A 16,483-nucleotide genomic window follows, 5' to 3' on the forward strand; every position below is an offset into this window, starting at 1 on the left:
CATAAAAAAAGCGCAGCCATTTCGGCTGCGCTTTTGAATTATTATTTAGTTTCGATTAAACCATATTTCCCATCTTTACGGCCGTATACAACATTAGTTTCATTTGTATCAGCATTTGTGAAGACGAAGAAATTATGTCCTAGCATATCCATTTGTAGGATCGCTTCTTCAACGTCCATCGGTTTTAAATCAAATCGTTTTGTACGTACAAGTTCTAATTCATCCTCTTCTACCGCATCCAGAACAGCTACTGCTTCTGGAAGGATAAAGTTCGTTTTCACAGAACCTTTCTCACGTAACTTACGATTTACCTTTGTTTTATGTTTACGAATTTGTCGCTCAAGTTTATCAACTACTAAATCGATAGCAGCGTACATATCGCTATTAGTTTCTTCTGCACGAAGTAATAAATCAGTAAATGGAATTGTTACCTCGACACGTTGCTTGTCAGAGTATACTTTTAAATTAACTTTAATCTCTGGGAATGTATCAAAATAACGCTCTAACTTACTTAGTTTTTTCTCTACATATTCCTTTAATGCTGGAGTTACTTCAATATTTTCACCACGAATGTTGAATTTCATAGATGAATTCCTCCTTTCAAGCCTATGTACTATAATTTCGACATTGGCTTAAAAACTCCTTCTAACTTTTTTAAAAAAATTAGTGGAATTGCTATTTTTTTATCGTTTTTTGTTGAAATGAAAAGATGCATCGTTTCTATCTTTATTTTATCCTATTAACATCGTGAATAACGAATATAACTGTGGACAATTCGTTACAGAAAAGAAACAACTTTTTGACAACTTGATTCATAACAAAAACCCCTTGCAAAAAACAAGAGGTTCTACCATATATATAACGTTGCCACAAAAGCAGCTTTCTCTTCCCAAAAACAATATTCCTACAGTTTTACAACATTAGCTGCTTGTGGTCCACGTGCTCCATCTACAATGTCAAACTCAACTCGTTGCCCTTCTTCTAATGACTTATATCCATCTTGTTGAATAGCAGAAAAATGAACAAACACATCATCACCATCTTCACGCTCAATAAACCCAAATCCCTTTTCTGCATTGAACCATTTCACTCTTCCTTGCATGTTCATTCCATTCCCTTCACTCTAAAAATCAGGGCATTCACCCCATACTTTGACTATAACGAATGACAACTTACGAAGTCAAAGAAGACTTATCGTCTTTTTATTATCCCTTTCGACAGTTACAGATCAACTTCTACAGAGCGTCAAACTAGAAACTTCCCTTGCTCCTCTATCGTATAAAAGACTTCCAATTTGTCTAACTGTAATTCCTGTCGTATATACATCATCAACGAGTAAGATATGTTGATCATGAAACATATCTTCTCCCTGAAAATAAAAAGGATTACTTCCCGAAAGCCTTTCTTTACGTGTCTTCTTACTTTGCTTTTCTGTTTCCCTTCTTCTTAATGAGGGATAAGAAATTTTGACAGGTAAACAAGCTGCTAATAACTCTGCCTGATTAAAACCACGTTCATATTCCCGTTCCCTACTAAGTGGAACAGCAATAACACTTGAAATGCTCGTAAAATGCTTTTGAAACAGCTCCCGAAAGGATCGATAAAAAATATGAACTAACTCCGCATCCCCCCGAAATTTAAACTGTGCTAATATTTCTTTCATCTCATCATCGTACACGTGCAAAGAACGATTTTTAAAAGGACGATACTTCTCCTTGTTTATCCACCTTATGCAATCCACACAAATATCATTTTCTTTATATTCGGAAGGCAAGTCCTCTAAAGGGCGCCCACACTCCATGCAAATCTCTCCTATAATATAGGAAAGTTTCCGCTCACACCTATCACATATATATTTTGTGTGAGACTTTACAAAGAAGGTGTACCAACTAACTGTTTCCAACATATACTCATCGCAAAGTAGACAATGCATTAATCGATTAATCCTTGTTCTTTCGCCTTTTTGTTCATACTTTGAATATGCCTTTTCGCACGTACCATCGCCTCTGTCTTACCGTAATGAAAATAAATAACCTCACCATAAGGTTCTTCAAAACTACGACCTGCTCGGCCTGCAATTTGTACGAGCGCACTTTCTGAAAATATTTCTTCTTCTGCCCCTAACACCGCAACTTGTAAATTCTTCACAGTTACTCCTCTCTCTAAAATTGTCGTTGTAACTAATAACGGAATTTCTCCCTTTCTGAAAGCTGCTACTTTTTCTTTTCTCATCGGATCTTCTGCATGTACACCATCGATTCTATGATCCAACACTTTCAATAACAGGCTCAATTCTTCTATATATCGCACATGAGGAACAAATAAAAAAATAGGATATTTTTTGTTTATGTACATTTCTAACCATTGTAGTAACACTCGAGGGATTTTTTTATGATGGAGGCTTTTCTTCCAATTTCCGCACCAGCAAAATAGAGGAACTGGTAACGGATGACGATGGTATCGTCCAGAGACAATGATGCCCTTTTGTTTCCCGCTTCTGAAATTACGCTTCCACTTTTCATCTGGAGTTGCAGTTAAATAAATACGCGCTGCTTTCTCTTTCATCGCTTGTTGCACCGCATACTGTAACATTTGATCCGCATAATACGGGAAGGCATCTATCTCATCTACAACCATGACATGAAACGCTCTATAGTAACGTAACAGTTGATGTGTAGTTGCAACGACTAACGCTGCATCTTTGTCCCTATCTTCACTTCCTCCGTATAAGGACGCTACATTTACATTTGGAAACACTTTTTGTAATCTCGGCGCTAATTCTAGTACAACGTCTGTTCTTGGTGTTGCGATACAAACCCTTTCTCCTTTTCGCAATGCCTCTTCCATACCGTAAAATAACATTTCTGTCTTTCCAGCCCCGCACACAGCCCAAATAAAAAACGATTCTTTCTGCTTAATAGCTTCTATAACACCTTGCGCCGCCAACTCCTGACCAGTAGACAAAGTCCCGTTCCACTGTAAAGAATTTAAACCTTTTTCTCCTTTTCTTTCAGCGATCCCACGAACAAGTACAGCACATTCACTAACTCTCCCCATCGTTATACACTTCCGGCAATACGTACATACTTTACTGCACCTTTTACATAAAAATGACGCAAATAGTCGCTGCTCTATATTTCCACAGCGCTGACATAAATATTTAGAAGCCTCCTTTATTACACCTTGTACACATACGACCTCCCTCTTCTTTTTCAAATCATGTAATGTATCCCGTAAATCTGAAGAGAGTTCCTCTAATAGTAACTGTTTTCCTGCTAACATCAGCAACCACCTCCAGCACTACTATAAACCTTTCTCATAATCTCGTAAAAACTCAAAAAAGCCGACAACCTACTTATAAAATAGTAAGCTATCGACTTTATACACGTTTTTTTATTGAATTGTAATCCTATAATCTTCCGTAACCTAAGAAATGTTTTTGGTTGTAAGAACTATTTACACTACCGTAAGTAACACCCGTTGATTCATCAGCAGCATGGATCATTTGACCGCCACCAATATAAATACCAACGTGAGATACGCCTGCTCTGTAAGTACCTTGTAAGAAGATAAGATCTCCTGGTTTTGCTTCAGATGGGCTAATCTTTTGTACAGAGTTCCATAAACCTCTAGTATCTTGACGACCTAAACCGTAAACATAAGAGATTAAACCACTGCAGTCAAATCCACCATTTGAAATTGATGCACTACCCCATACATATTTCAGACCTACTAAACCTTTAGCTTTTGAGACAACATCTTGTCTACCGCCACCATTATCAGTTGGTACTTCTGGAGCTGGTGTTGCTTTTTTCTCCTCTTTTTTCTTAGGCTCTTCTTTTTTCTCTTGTCCATCATTGTTTGCTGGAGCTGCTGGTTGAGCTTGTGTTTGTGCTGGAGCCTGTGCTGGTTGTGTTGCAGCCTGCGCTTGTTGTGCAGCTTGCTCCGCTTGTTTTTGAGCAGCAACTTCTTGTGCAGCTTTTTCTTGTGCTTCTTTTTCAGCAATTTGTTGTAACTTTAACGCTTGTTGTTCAAGCTCTTTTAATTGACCTTCCGTACTTGTCATTGAAGTTACAACCGTATCCATTTTACCGCTTAAATCATTTACTGCAGTTGCTTTTTTCGCTTTTTCAGCGTCAAGTTCATTCTTAGCAGTTTCAATTTGAGCTTGTGCTTCTTTTAATTCTTTTTGCTTTGTTTTTACCGTTTCAACATCTTTTTTCACGTTCGCTTGATCTTCTTGTTGTGTTTTCATGATATCTTCGTCAGACTCAAGAATTTTAGAAACAGAATTTAAACGATCAACTAAATCTGCAATGTTTTTAGAGTTTACAAGAACTTCTGTTACAACGTTCGTATTTGGTTGTTCTTGAAGTGCAACTAAACGTTTTCTTAATAACTCTTCACGTTTTGCAATTTTCGTTTGTAGTTCTGCAATATCTTTATTTTTATTTTCGATTAATTGCTCAGTATCAGCAACTTTTTTTGTTGTTTCATCAAGCTTTGAAGCATTCGCTTGAACAGACTTATCCAAACCTTGAATTGTTTTGTTTAAGTCATTCATTTGCTTTTGTAATTCATCACGTTCTTGTTGTTGTTTATGTAAAGTGTCATTTTGTGTATTAATTTGTGATTTCACGTCAGAAATTTTATCTTCTGCAAATACATTTGGTGTTAGTCCTGAAAACATTAACCCTGCAACTAATGCGCAAGATGCCATTTTTAGCTTTTTCATTTTATTTTTTACACCGCTTTCTTTTGTCTTTTTTCCGTATATAACCTATAAAATTTATACCATAATTCGGGATTTTTTTTGCTAATGTTACGCTATTGTAAAACAAATGTAATATTATATGTAACTCTATCGCAAAATATGCATATTTTTGTATATATGTGTAGAATTTAAAAGGCTTTTTATAAGCAAAGAAAAAACGCAAGGTTTCCCTTACGTTTTGTTAAATACACTAATACGAATGAAATCAAAACGTTATTTCATCCATTTCTCAGCCCAATTTTGGACTTCATCCATAACACTTTCTAATGCTTTCCCTTTTTCAGTTAAACCGTACTCGATTCGAACTGGTACTTCTGGATAAACATTACGAACTACAATGCCTTCGCTTTCCAATTCCTTTAAACGCTCTGACAACATACGATCGCTCATATTCGGTATAATATCTGCGATTTCTCTAAAACGTTTTGACTCTTCAAGCAAAGATTTAATAATCAAGCCAGTCCATTTTTTACTAAGTAAAGTAAAAGCTGACTCAAACTTTGGACATAAACAAGAATTATGCTCCATATCTTTCACCTCTCTTCTATTATAATATAGTTTCTTGTAAAAAGTAAGTTATAAAACTTTCCTCGTTATTTTATTTTACGTACATTTTACCATTTCCAAATATTAACTTGTCAACTACACGTAAAATATCCGTAAAAAAACCCTCTTCAAAAAGAGAGCTTTTTATATCTTATTACTTCGTATACCATCCAAGACCTAGTGCCCCTTCACCTAAATGCGTACCAATTACAGCACCGAAATAGCCTGTGCGGATTGTAACATGAGGATATTTTGCTTCTAATTCTGCCTTCCATTCATTCGCTTCCTCTTCACGTTGTGCATGAATGATAACTGCTTCCATAGGTACACCTTGACTTGCTTGCTCATCAAAAATTTCAACAATTCGTTTTAACGCTTTTTTACGTGTACGAATCTTTTCAAATGGAATAATGATTTTATCTCTAAAATATAAAACGGGCTTCACTTGTAACAAACTACCAATGAAGGCTTGTGCACTATTTAATCGTCCTCCACGTTGTAAATGATGTAAATCATCCACTACAAAATAAGCGTCCATCGTTTTCTTCATTTCATCAAAACGGGCAACGATCTCTTTCGGATCCTTTCCTTCGCTTGCTAATTTTGCCCCTTCACGTACATAGAATCCTTGTACTTCACAACTAATTTCAGAGTCGTACGTATATACATCAATACCATCTACCATTTGCCCGGCTGTCGTTGCCGTTTGATATGTACCACTAATCCCACTTGAAAGATGAATGCTAATAACCGCATCATAATCCTTAGATAGTTCTTCAAATAACTCAACAAACTTTCCGATTGCTGGCTGAGAAGTTTTCGGAAGTTCTTCTTGCTCACGTACTTTTACATAGAAATCATCTACTGAAATTTCAGCTTCTTCTTGATAAGATTCCGTTCCAAACACAACGTTTAATGGAATCATATATATATTGAGTTCATCACGAATATGCTTCGGTATATATGCTGTACTATCAGTAACAATAGCTGTTTTCATTTGCGTACCTGCCTTATAAAAAAGTTTTTATTCCCTAAGTTTACACGAAAACTAAAAATGGTGCATCAAAACATGAAAATGCCGATTTGAAATAATACTTACCATCTCGACAAATTACAACAAAAAGGTGAAATACTCACCAAAAATTTCAACTTATTTATAAAAAATGTTTGAATATAAAAACGCTCGCTTTTAAAATGTAAAGTACTAGTCATTTTGGTAGATAGGGGCGTATACAAGTGTTATTACAATATTTAACAATCAAAGACTACGGTGAGCACGAAATTGTCATTCAAAAATCAAGATTTATTTGTTACGTTAGCAGAGCTACAACCGAAGCAGAAGCTCAAGAATTTATACAAAAAATAAAAAAACAAAATTGGAATGCCACACATAATTGTTCTGCGTATTTGATTGGCGAACAAGATCAAATCCAAAAAGCAAATGATGATGGAGAACCTAGCGGTACAGCTGGTGTACCTATGTTAGAGGTACTAAAAAAACGCGGTTTAAAAGATACCGTCGTTGTCGTTACACGCTATTTTGGTGGCATCAAACTTGGCGCAGGTGGATTAATTCGCGCATATGGAAAATGTACAAGCGAAGGCATTAATCATGTCGGTGTTGTTCAGCGGAAACTAATGCGTGTTATGCAGACCGAAATTGATTACACATTACTTGGCAAAATTGAAAATGAATTACGTAATTCGAAATATGCCATTAAAGATATACATTATCTCGAAAATGTCACATTTGATACGTATGTAGAAGAAGACGGAAAACAAGCATTCACAGATTGGATGATTGAATTAACAAATGGGAAATGTACAATTACAGAAGGAGATATGTTGTACTTAGAACAAGATGTTATCTAAGGATAAGTACATCCTCACCTTTAAAGATTAATGTAGTGAATTACTTTCCTACAAATGAACTAAGGAGATTATATATGGAAGAACGTTATTATCATCTCCAAAATAGCAGAATAAAAAAGAAACGAAGAAGAAAGTTTTTCTACTTCCTTATTTTCGTATTTTTATTTGGTGGTGTAGGACTTTATATATTAAATTCCTACTCTTCTCTCATGGGGATGTATAGTGGTTTTACTCGTCAAAAATCGGACTTGAGAACCGAAGATGTAGAAATTACAAAGGAACCTTTTACACTCCTGATTATGGGTATAGAAGATTATGCAACGGACGGTCAAAACGGTCGTACAGATTCATTAATGTTTGCGACCGTCAATCCTAAAACTAAAAAGATTTCGCTTATGAGTATCCCTCGTGATAGTCGCGTTCCAATTGTTGGTAAGAACAAAGAGGATAAAATTAACGCTGCGCACGCTTACGGCGGAGAAGAAATGGCAATCAAAACTGTCGAAGGTTTTCTAAAAGTTCCTGTAGACCATTATATTAAAATTGATTTCCAAGGCTTTAAAGGTATTGTTGATGCTGTTGGCGGTGTTACTGTTGATGTCCCATTCGATTTTTGGGAGCGTTCGGACGTGGATTACTACAAAAAAATCGAATTTAAGCAAGGACAACAAGACTTAAATGGGGAAGAAGCACTCGCATACGTACGTATGCGAAAGCAGGATCCAAACGGCGATTATGGTCGGGCCGCTAGACAAAGACAATTACTAGCCGCTGTTGCTCAAAAACTAAATTCAGCCTCTACCGTATTTAAAATTAAAGATTTAACGGCAGTCGTTGGAAAATATATAAAAACTGACATTCCTATTTCTGACGGACTTGCACTTTACAATAAACTATCTGGGTTTGATCCTTCTACAATACAAACGTTCAAGCTTGAAGGAGAAGACAAAAAAATAGGTGGTATTTATTACTTCCTTCCAGATCCAATCGGTGTAGAGACAGTACGTAATGAAATTAAAAAAGAATTAGGAGAAACAGCAAACACTCAAGAAAATCCAACTACAAAAACCGAATCAAATCCTTCGTCAAATTCTAACTCTGACGAAAAAGCAAAGAAAGAAACGAATCAGAACAAAACACCAACTGAACCACCTCCTTCTACGAATGCTCATGCAGAGTGGATTATGAGAAATCAGCAATAACAAAAAGAGCCAAACCGCATATGATTTGGCTCTTTTTTATTTACTTATTAAAGTGTTGCAAAATTGCTTCTACAATGCGCTCTGATGCACGGCCATCACCGTAAGGATTAGATGCTTTTGACATCTTATCATGAGCTTCTTTATTTGATAACAACTCATCAGCAAGACCAAAGATTGTCTCTTCGTCTGTTCCTGCTAATTTCAATGTACCTGCTTCAATACCTTCTGGGCGCTCTGTTGTATCACGAAGAACAAGAACCGGTACACCAAGTGACGGTGCTTCCTCTTGTACACCACCAGAATCAGTTAACATTAAGTATGAACGAGCTGCAACATTGTGGAAATCAATTACATCTAGCGGCTCAATTAAATGAATGCGGCTATGATCGCCTAAAATATCATTCGCTGTTTCACGAACAACTGGGTTCATATGAACCGGATACACAACTTGTACGTCTTCATGCTTATCAACAAGACGTTTAATTGCACGGAACATATTACGCATTGGCTCTCCTAAGTTTTCACGGCGGTGAGCTGTCATAAGTACAAGACGATCGTTTCCAAGTTTCTCTAATACAGGATGACTATATGTCTCTTTTACAGTCGTTTTTAGTGCGTCAATCGCTGTATTTCCTGTTATGAAAATGCGTGACTCATCTTTATTTTCTTTCTGTAAGTTCGTTGCTGATTTTGTTGTAGGTGAGAAATGAAGATCTGCCATAACGCCTGTTAATTGGCGATTCATCTCTTCTGGGTATGGAGAATATTTATCCCATGTACGAAGTCCTGCTTCAACATGACCTACTGGAATTTGATTGTAGAAAGCAGCTAAACTTGCAATAAATGTTGTCGTTGTATCACCATGTACAAGTACAATATCCGGCTTTGCTTCTTTCATTACTTTATCCAAACCTTCTAAACCACGCGTTGTAATATCAATTAAAGTTTGGCGGTCTTTCATAATATTCAAATCGAAATCTGGCGTAATTCCAAAGATACTTAATACTTGGTCTAACATTTGACGATGTTGTGCTGTTACAGTCACAATCGATTCAATTTTGTCTGGATGCTTTTGCAACTCTAATACAAGAGGTGCCATTTTAATTGCTTCTGGACGTGTCCCGAAAATTGTCATTACTTTTAAACGTTCAGTCATTTCATTGCCTCTTTTCTTTCACTAGTTACAAATTCTATTATGACATATAAGAATATACATGAATACATGCCTTTTTAACGAATAACGGAAAAGTCCCTCTTACAAATACTTTCTCTTCCAACCGAATAATAATCTATCTCTTGCTTCTTGACATCTTCAATAGTATAACAATTTCTTCCATCTAATAAAATAGGCTCTCTCATAAGTTGTGCGTACTTTTCTAACGGATAAGCTCGGATAGCCTCCCATTCTGTCATGATAAAAGCCGCACTCGCTCCTCTAATCGATTCATCTATACATTCGCTATATTGTATAGTCTCTCCAAAGATATTTTTCATATTTGGAATCGCTTTTGGGTCATATAGAACTACATCCGCACCTATATGAATTAATTCTTGTATCATAATAAGAGATGGTGCGTCTCTTATATCATCAGTATTCGGTTTAAATGCCGCTCCCAGCACCGCAATCCGCTTCTTGTTCATATTTAATACTTTCTTCGCTTTCTCAATCAATAACAACTGTTGTTTATTATTCACTTCAATAACTGCTTTTAACAAGCGAAAATCATGCGCCACATTCCCTGCAATTTGCACAAGGGCTTTCGTATCTTTCGGAAAACACGATCCCCCATAACCAATGCCCGCATTTAAAAAAGACGTCCCAATTCTCTTATCCATTCCCATCCCTTGTGCAACGTCTAATACATTGGCTCCTACCTTCTCACATATATTTGAAATTTCATTGATAAAACTAATTTTTGTCGCTAAAAAAGCATTCGATGCATATTTAATCATCTCTGCACTTTTTATATCTGTAACATACGTTTTTAAGCGTAATTCACTATACAAATTCTCCACTTTTCGTGCCGCTTCCTCATTATCTGCTCCAATTACAATACGATCTCCCTGAAAAAAATCGTAAATCCCTGAACCTTCCCGTAAAAATTCCGGATTCGATACGATATGTAATTCATATCTATTTTGTAATTTCTCCTCAATCCATCCCCTCATAACATCATTTGTACCTACAGGAACCGTACTTTTCGTAACGACAATAATGTCATTCGTCGCATATGTTCCAATATCGTCACAAGCACTTCGAATATATGTTAAATCCGCTGTCCCATCTAATAAAGATGGCGTTCCAACTGCAATAAATATAAATTCTGCATCGTAAAATGCTTTTACTCTACTTGTTGTAAAAGTTAAACAATCATTCTCACATGCATCATTTATTAATTCATATAAACCCGCTTCATAAATAGGCAGATCTCCTTGCTTTATCCGTTCAATTTTCTCATCATTTATATCAAAACATGTGACTGAATGGCCTAACATTGCCAATCCTACTCCTGTAATTAATCCAACGTATCCGGTACCTATTATCGTAATTTTCATTTCCTTTTCGCACAGGAATATACAATAGAAAATATACGAATACATAGAATTCTCCCTGTGCTTCCCCCTCTCACATTAAAAATGAGAAAACTCTTTTACTTCTTTATTATATGAATTACTTTTTCCATTCTTTTTTAAGTTTTTGTAAAATTACATGTAAGAATATAAAATGAAACTTTATTCAGTAAGGGGCATCCATCATCGACTAATTATTAGTTAAACCAATCAGGCTTTTACAGGAATTAAGATCCCCACCTAACTTCTTTTCTCCAACTGAATTTTGAGGTGCAAACCTTACTGCCCGTTCATGCGGATAAATTCCCACATTTTAACACGAAACTTACTCATTTCTACGTGTAACACTTATAATACTGAAATAAAAGTATTCACTATCGAAGAAAAAGAGAAAATGTCATATTACAAAGCCCAATACGATTAACCTTCTCAAATGATTCAACATTCTGTATACAATTGTCATATATTCTATCCGCTTCCATTTACCACACAAAGAAAAAAAGATTGAATTCTAATCTTTTTGTGATACCATATGTTATGAGCCTGTAAATAAACATCATAATTTTCAGATAAATATATTAAAAAAAATTACGTTAGACTATAAAAGGGTGGGGTATTAATGGACTCACAAGTGATTTATGCCATCTTGGCATCTTTCATCACTGTACTCGTCGTTACTCCTTTAGTTATTAAGTTAGCTTTTAAAATAGGAGCAACAGATAAGCCAAACGCTCGTAAAGTGCATCAAAAGATTATGCCTCGTCTTGGCGGGTTAGCGATATTTATTGGTGTAGCTGTAGGATTTGTTGTCGGCGGCTTATACGAACAAAGAATGTTATCGATAACGCTAGGTGCGATTATCATTGTAATCATCGGTATTTTAGATGATATGTACGAGTTATCTGCGAAGGTAAAATTCGGTGGACAACTACTAGTTGCCATGATGATTGTAAAAAGTGGATTATTAGTGCAAGTATTATATATCCCAATCCTCGGGGATACTGAACTTGGATGGCTTGCCTATCCAATTACAGTATTTTGGATTGTAGGTATTACAAATGCAATCAACTTAATTGATGGCTTAGATGGGTTATCTGCTGGTATTTCATCTATCGTACTTGCAACGCTAGCATATATGGCCTTCACTAGCCCATGGGGCACTGGAGCCGCTATTATCTTACCACTAGCATTAATTACATTAGCAAGTACAATTGGATTTTTATTCTACAACTTCCATCCAGCAAAAATTTTCATGGGAGATACAGGCGCACTATTTTTAGGATACTGTATTTCTGTTATATCGTTACTTGGATTATACAAAAGTGTAACGTTATTCAGCTTTATCGTTCCAGTTATCATTTTAGGCGTACCTGTATTTGATACGACATTTGCAATTATCCGTCGTATCGTAAATAAAAAACCTATTTCAGCACCAGATAAATCGCATTTACATCACCGTTTACTTGCAATGGGCTTCTCTCATCGTAAAACGGTACTAATTATATACGCATTCGGTATTTTCTTTAGTGTAAATGCAATCATTTTCTCTAGTGCGACATTATGGTTATCCATTATTCTTCTTTTCGTTTTAATCTTCTTTACAGAAATCATTGCTGAAGTAATTGGGCTTGTACATGAACGTTACAAACCACTTATTTCCTTTTATAAAAAAGTGAAAAAACGCGAAGACTAATTGTAGTATAGCCTTTACAATTATGAAATATTCAAATAGCATCCTCTTTCTTATAAGAGGATGCTATTTTTTATTTTTTATTCCTCATTTCATATTTCCAAAATATAGTTTGTTTGAGAGTCCCACTATTGGAGAAAGATATACATAATAAGAAAAGGATTATATTTTCTTTTTTACATCTTGATTGTCAAACTGAGGGTGAATGTTATGATCAAGCGAGTATTTCAATACATTATTTTATTTTTAACGATTACTATGTACGCGTCATCTCATGCAGGAGCAACTACAATGACCCCTGCTGAACATCATCCAAATACTGAAACTACCTCTCCTATCAAAAAAATCGCGTACTTAACATTTGATGACGGACCAAACAAATATACTACGCAAATTTTAAACATCTTAAAAGAAAAGAACGGAAAAGCAACTTTCTTTGTTATTGGTGGAAAAGTGCCCCATTATAAAAAAACAATGCAACGATTAATTAAAGAAGGACATTATATCGGACTTCACAGTATGTCACACGATGTAAAACGCCTTTACACTGGCGATCCATCCGCTTTAATTACAGAGATGGAACAAACACAAAATATTGTTCAGCAAGTTACAAAATTAAATACACATCTCGTTCGTGTCCCGTATGGTAGCATGCCTTACTTAAAAAAGAATTACCGTGATGCACTTGTATCCGCCCAGTATAAAATGTGGGATTGGACAATCGATACATATGACTGGAAAAGCTATGACAATCCTTCTGCCATACTAGAAAGAGTACGTAATCAAAGCGATGAACAAGTCGAAGTGATTTTAATGCATGATTCGAGTGTAACTGTACAAATACTGCCTAAAGTAATTGATTACTTACAGTCACAAGGATACAAACTTCTTCCCTATAATCCATCTTCTCACCTCGAAGTGAACTTTTGGAAAGACACAAGATTGTAACAGCTTTAGTGCCTATTTGCTAAAGCTGTTTTATTTTTCTCTTCCCACCCTTCCCATTTTTGTGTAAAATTTTAAATAGTGATGAAGTTTCGAGGTGAATAGAAATGAAACGAATAGATCTCATTTTTAACGCAATACAAGAAGACCATTATATAGAAGGTGTAACCGCATCAGAACTCGCTACCCTTCTACAACTAGATCGTGCCAATGTAAGTAGCGACTTAAACAAACTTGTAAAAGATAAACGTTTATTAAAAACAAATACGCGTCCTGTTCGTTTTTATATAGAAACGAACGCTTCGTTGGAAACGCATTCAAAGGAAATGACTTCATTAGATACATTTGCAATTGAAAATACAAGCCTTAAAATCGCAATCGAAAAAGCGAAAGCTTCTATTCTCTATCCTCCAAACGGTATGCATACTTTACTGCTAGGAGAAACAGGAGTCGGAAAATCTATGTTCGCTTCTTTAATGCACGAATATGCAATTGAAGTTGAACAGCTTCCTAAAAATGCACCATTTATCGTCTTTAACTGTGCCGATTACGCAAATAATCCACAGCTACTACTGGGGCAGTTATTTGGGATTAAAAAAGGAGCTTATACAGGGGCAAGTGATCAAAAAGGGTTAATTGAAAAAGCACATGAAGGGATTCTTTTCTTAGATGAAGTACATCGCCTTCCTCCAGAGGGACAAGAAATGCTTTTCACCTTTATTGACCGCGGGGTATACCGCCGCCTTGGAGAAACAGAAAACGAGCGTAAAGCACAAGTATTAATCATTACTGCAACAACATAAGAACCAAATTCATTTTTATTAAAAACATTTACAAGACGTATACCAATGACTGTTACGCTGCCACCACTTCGTGAGCGTACACATAAAGAACGATTTGCTTTACTGCAACTATTTTTCACAAATGAAGCAATCCGTCTGCGAAAGGAAATTCACGTTAGTCCGAATGCAATGCGCGCTTTCGTCTTTTACAATTGTCCCAATAACATCGGGCAATTAAAAACGGATGTACAAATTGCCTGTGTGAAAGCCTATTCTGACTTTGTGACAAAGAAACGTGATTCTGTCTATGTTTCAAGTACAGATTTACCTTGGTATATGAAAGAAGGGCTATTCATTGAAAGAAAGAGCCGTCATCTATATCAAATACCAAATGAAACATTTATATTTACAGGTGATGAAGGTTGGAGTAATCATAAAATAGAGAATGAAAAACGGTCTTCTATTTACGATTATATTGATTATAAATACGAAGAACTTCAAGCTCGCGGTATTGAAGAGGACGAATTAGAATTACTAATAGAAAATGATATTCAAAGCTTTTTCGTACAATATTTTAACCAAATATCTAAAAAAACAAGTCATGAAAATGTTTTTAAAATTGTGGATCGTAATATCGTTTCCGTATGTGAAAGAATTGCGGAACTTGCTGAAAAGCATTTATCTAAGACGTTTGATGAAAAAGTATTTCTCGCTTTAAGCTTACATGTACAGACAACTCTACAACGTTTGCAAGCTGGGAAACAAATTCATCACCCACAATTAAATCAAATTCGTACGAAATATAAAGACGCTTTTTCCGTAGCTATGCAATGCATTCAACTACTGGAGGACGAATTACAAATAACAATGCCTATTGATGAAGCAGGCTTTTTAACAATGTTCTTCGTTGTTGATCCAATTCCTGCCTCGCAAACAGAAGTAAAAGTATTAATATTAGCGCACGGCAACGGCATCGCAACAGAAATGGCAAACGTCGCAAACGAACTGCTCGGCATTGAGGAAGTAACCGGTATCGATATGCCGTTACATGAATCGCCGAAAGATTTCTTAGAGCGTGTGAAAGTGTATATGAAAACACTCCAAAATGTAAATGGACTTCTCTTACTCGTCGATATGGGCTCGCTCGCTTATATTGGTGATATATTAGAAACTGAGTTCAAAATTCCGGTACGTGTTCTTTCCATGACAAGCACTCCACATGCACTAGAAGCAGCTCGAAAAGCTCAACTTGGCTACTCGTTAGATGCATTATATGAAACAGTGAAGAACTTAACACCGTTTTACTTAAACGTACAAGAAGAAAAGAAAAAGCCACTATCACCAATGAAGTCTGTTATTTTAACAGCTTGTTTAACTGGGGAAGGCAGTGCTTTAGCTATTCAAAAAATGTTAGAGAACTATTTGCGATTTGACAAAGACTTAATTGAAATTATTCCGATTAGTATCGTCCATGAAAAAGATTTAACGAAAATGATTGAGAACATAAAAAAAGAGCGGAATATCATTTGTATCGTCACAAATTTTGATGTGCAGGTACCATGCTTAACATATCATTTCCAAGACATTGTAAACTACACAGCGATTCAGCCAATTCAAGAATTAATTACGTATGAAGAAACATATGCAAAAATGGCTGATATTCTGGAGCAACAAATGCAGCGGAACGACGGAGCATTACTTATTAAAACAATTCGTTACGCATTAAATACAATTCAAGAATTAATTTCCTTACAGCTAACTCCCGACAGCTTAATGGGTGTGATTCTGCATATGAGCTGTATGGTTGACCGTCTTCAAAAAGGAGAAAGCCTCCTCCCTCATCCAGATAAAGAGAAACGAAGACAAGATGAGTACTGGATGTATATGAAAGTGAAAAAAGCATTACAACCAATTGAAAATACATTTGAAATACAAATACCTGATGATGAAGTGTTTTATATCATGGACTTCTTCATTAAAAATCAGCCTGTAAAAAATTAATCGAAGCAGTTTTTTAAATATATCGATTTACCGACAATAACCACTAAAATTTGTACCTTATAGAAAAAAAGGCTGTTCCAAAATATGGACAGCCTTTTTT

The 16,483-nt window shown here is 35.7% G+C and carries 13 protein-coding genes and 1 pseudogene; 5 read left to right on the top strand and 9 right to left on the bottom strand.

The window, feature by feature from the left end; genetic code table 11:
- Window positions 1-41: 41 nt before the first annotated feature.
- From hpf to J0835_RS25535, 7 genes are all read right to left on the bottom strand, one after another.
- A complete protein-coding gene (gene hpf, locus J0835_RS25505; protein WP_000671193.1) occupies window positions 42-584 on the bottom strand; it encodes a ribosome hibernation-promoting factor, HPF/YfiA family in 543 nt (180 codons plus the stop codon).
- A gap of 320 nt (window positions 585-904) precedes the next feature.
- On the bottom strand, window positions 905-1,102 hold the full coding sequence (gene cspC, locus J0835_RS25510) for a cold shock protein CspC (RefSeq protein ID WP_087983233.1): 198 nt from the start codon (window positions 1,100-1,102) through the stop codon (window positions 905-907).
- A gap of 126 nt (window positions 1,103-1,228) precedes the next feature.
- The gene (locus tag J0835_RS25515) at window positions 1,229-1,933 is read right to left on the bottom strand and encodes a ComF family protein (protein WP_087983125.1); all 705 of its coding nucleotides are present in this window, start codon (window positions 1,931-1,933) and stop codon (window positions 1,229-1,231) included.
- A complete protein-coding gene (comFA, locus tag J0835_RS25520) occupies window positions 1,933-3,282 on the bottom strand; it encodes an ATP-dependent helicase ComFA (protein WP_087983127.1) in 1,350 nt (449 codons plus the stop codon). The genes J0835_RS25515 and comFA overlap by 1 nt, the downstream gene beginning before the upstream one ends.
- Before the next feature lie 127 nt (window positions 3,283-3,409).
- Entirely contained in the window at window positions 3,410-4,735 is a 1,326-nt protein-coding gene (locus J0835_RS25525; RefSeq protein ID WP_087983129.1) for a C40 family peptidase, read from the bottom strand.
- 252 nt (window positions 4,736-4,987) lie between these two features.
- Window positions 4,988-5,302, bottom strand: coding sequence for a winged helix-turn-helix transcriptional regulator (locus J0835_RS25530; protein ID WP_000400858.1), 315 nt, complete (start codon window positions 5,300-5,302; stop codon window positions 4,988-4,990).
- A gap of 172 nt (window positions 5,303-5,474) precedes the next feature.
- On the bottom strand, window positions 5,475-6,317 hold the full coding sequence (locus J0835_RS25535; protein WP_087983131.1) for a DegV family protein: 843 nt from the start codon (window positions 6,315-6,317) through the stop codon (window positions 5,475-5,477).
- Between the two features lie 239 nt (window positions 6,318-6,556).
- Here J0835_RS25535 and J0835_RS25540 point away from each other — a divergent pair, with 239 nt between their 5' ends.
- Both J0835_RS25540 and J0835_RS25545 read left to right on the top strand, forming a co-directional pair.
- Window positions 6,557-7,192 carry a YigZ family protein gene (locus tag J0835_RS25540; protein WP_000926678.1) on the top strand — a complete coding sequence of 212 codons (636 nt, stop codon included), beginning with the start codon at window positions 6,557-6,559 and terminating at the stop codon, window positions 7,190-7,192.
- Window positions 7,193-7,266: 74 nt separating this feature from the next.
- The gene (locus J0835_RS25545) at window positions 7,267-8,394 is read left to right on the top strand and encodes an LCP family protein (protein WP_087983133.1); all 1,128 of its coding nucleotides are present in this window, start codon (window positions 7,267-7,269) and stop codon (window positions 8,392-8,394) included.
- Window positions 8,395-8,434: 40 nt separating this feature from the next.
- On the opposite strand, the gene wecB is transcribed toward J0835_RS25545, so the two are convergent.
- Both wecB and J0835_RS25555 read right to left on the bottom strand, forming a co-directional pair.
- Entirely contained in the window at window positions 8,435-9,550 is a 1,116-nt protein-coding gene (wecB, locus tag J0835_RS25550; RefSeq protein WP_087983135.1) for a non-hydrolyzing UDP-N-acetylglucosamine 2-epimerase, read from the bottom strand.
- 74 nt (window positions 9,551-9,624) lie between these two features.
- Window positions 9,625-10,995: a UDP-glucose dehydrogenase family protein gene (locus J0835_RS25555; protein WP_140386943.1), complete on the bottom strand. Its 1,371-nt coding sequence runs from the start codon at window positions 10,993-10,995 to the stop codon at window positions 9,625-9,627.
- A 589-nt stretch (window positions 10,996-11,584) separates the two neighbouring features.
- On the opposite strand from J0835_RS25555, the gene J0835_RS25560 reads away from it, so the two are divergent.
- The 3 genes and pseudogenes from J0835_RS25560 to J0835_RS25570 all read left to right on the top strand — a co-directional run bounded on the left by J0835_RS25560 (window position 11,585) and on the right by J0835_RS25570 (window position 16,383).
- On the top strand, window positions 11,585-12,658 hold the full coding sequence (locus tag J0835_RS25560; RefSeq protein WP_000378314.1) for a glycosyltransferase family 4 protein: 1,074 nt from the start codon (window positions 11,585-11,587) through the stop codon (window positions 12,656-12,658).
- A gap of 207 nt (window positions 12,659-12,865) precedes the next feature.
- The gene (locus J0835_RS25565) at window positions 12,866-13,603 is read left to right on the top strand and encodes a polysaccharide deacetylase family protein (RefSeq protein ID WP_087983137.1); all 738 of its coding nucleotides are present in this window, start codon (window positions 12,866-12,868) and stop codon (window positions 13,601-13,603) included.
- A gap of 104 nt (window positions 13,604-13,707) precedes the next feature.
- Window positions 13,708-16,383, top strand: a pseudogene (locus J0835_RS25570) (PRD domain-containing protein).
- Window positions 16,384-16,483: the final 100 nt, after the last annotated feature.

The organism is Bacillus cereus group sp. Sample62 (assembly GCF_036851315.1).
Taxonomy (GTDB): Bacteria; Bacillota; Bacilli; order Bacillales; family Bacillaceae_G; genus Bacillus_A; species Bacillus_A wiedmannii.

Coding starts and splice junctions, on each gene's coding strand:
- wecB (WP_087983135.1), bottom strand. CDS start 9,550: ATGACTGAACGTTTAAAAGTAATGACAATTTTCGGGACACGTCCAGAA.
- J0835_RS25530 (WP_000400858.1), bottom strand. CDS start 5,302: ATGGAGCATAATTCTTGTTTATGTCCAAAGTTTGAGTCAGCTTTTACT.
- cspC (WP_087983233.1), bottom strand. CDS start 1,102: ATGCAAGGAAGAGTGAAATGGTTCAATGCAGAAAAGGGATTTGGGTTT.
- J0835_RS25560 (WP_000378314.1), top strand. CDS start 11,585: ATGGACTCACAAGTGATTTATGCCATCTTGGCATCTTTCATCACTGTA.
- comFA (WP_087983127.1), bottom strand. CDS start 3,282: ATGTTAGCAGGAAAACAGTTACTATTAGAGGAACTCTCTTCAGATTTA.
- J0835_RS25535 (WP_087983131.1), bottom strand. CDS start 6,317: ATGAAAACAGCTATTGTTACTGATAGTACAGCATATATACCGAAGCAT.
- hpf (WP_000671193.1), bottom strand. CDS start 584: ATGAAATTCAACATTCGTGGTGAAAATATTGAAGTAACTCCAGCATTA.
- J0835_RS25525 (WP_087983129.1), bottom strand. CDS start 4,735: ATGAAAAAGCTAAAAATGGCATCTTGCGCATTAGTTGCAGGGTTAATG.
- J0835_RS25565 (WP_087983137.1), top strand. CDS start 12,866: ATGATCAAGCGAGTATTTCAATACATTATTTTATTTTTAACGATTACT.
- J0835_RS25545 (WP_087983133.1), top strand. CDS start 7,267: ATGGAAGAACGTTATTATCATCTCCAAAATAGCAGAATAAAAAAGAAA.
- J0835_RS25515 (WP_087983125.1), bottom strand. CDS start 1,933: ATGCATTGTCTACTTTGCGATGAGTATATGTTGGAAACAGTTAGTTGG.
- J0835_RS25555 (WP_140386943.1), bottom strand. CDS start 10,995: ATGTATTCGTATATTTTCTATTGTATATTCCTGTGCGAAAAGGAAATG.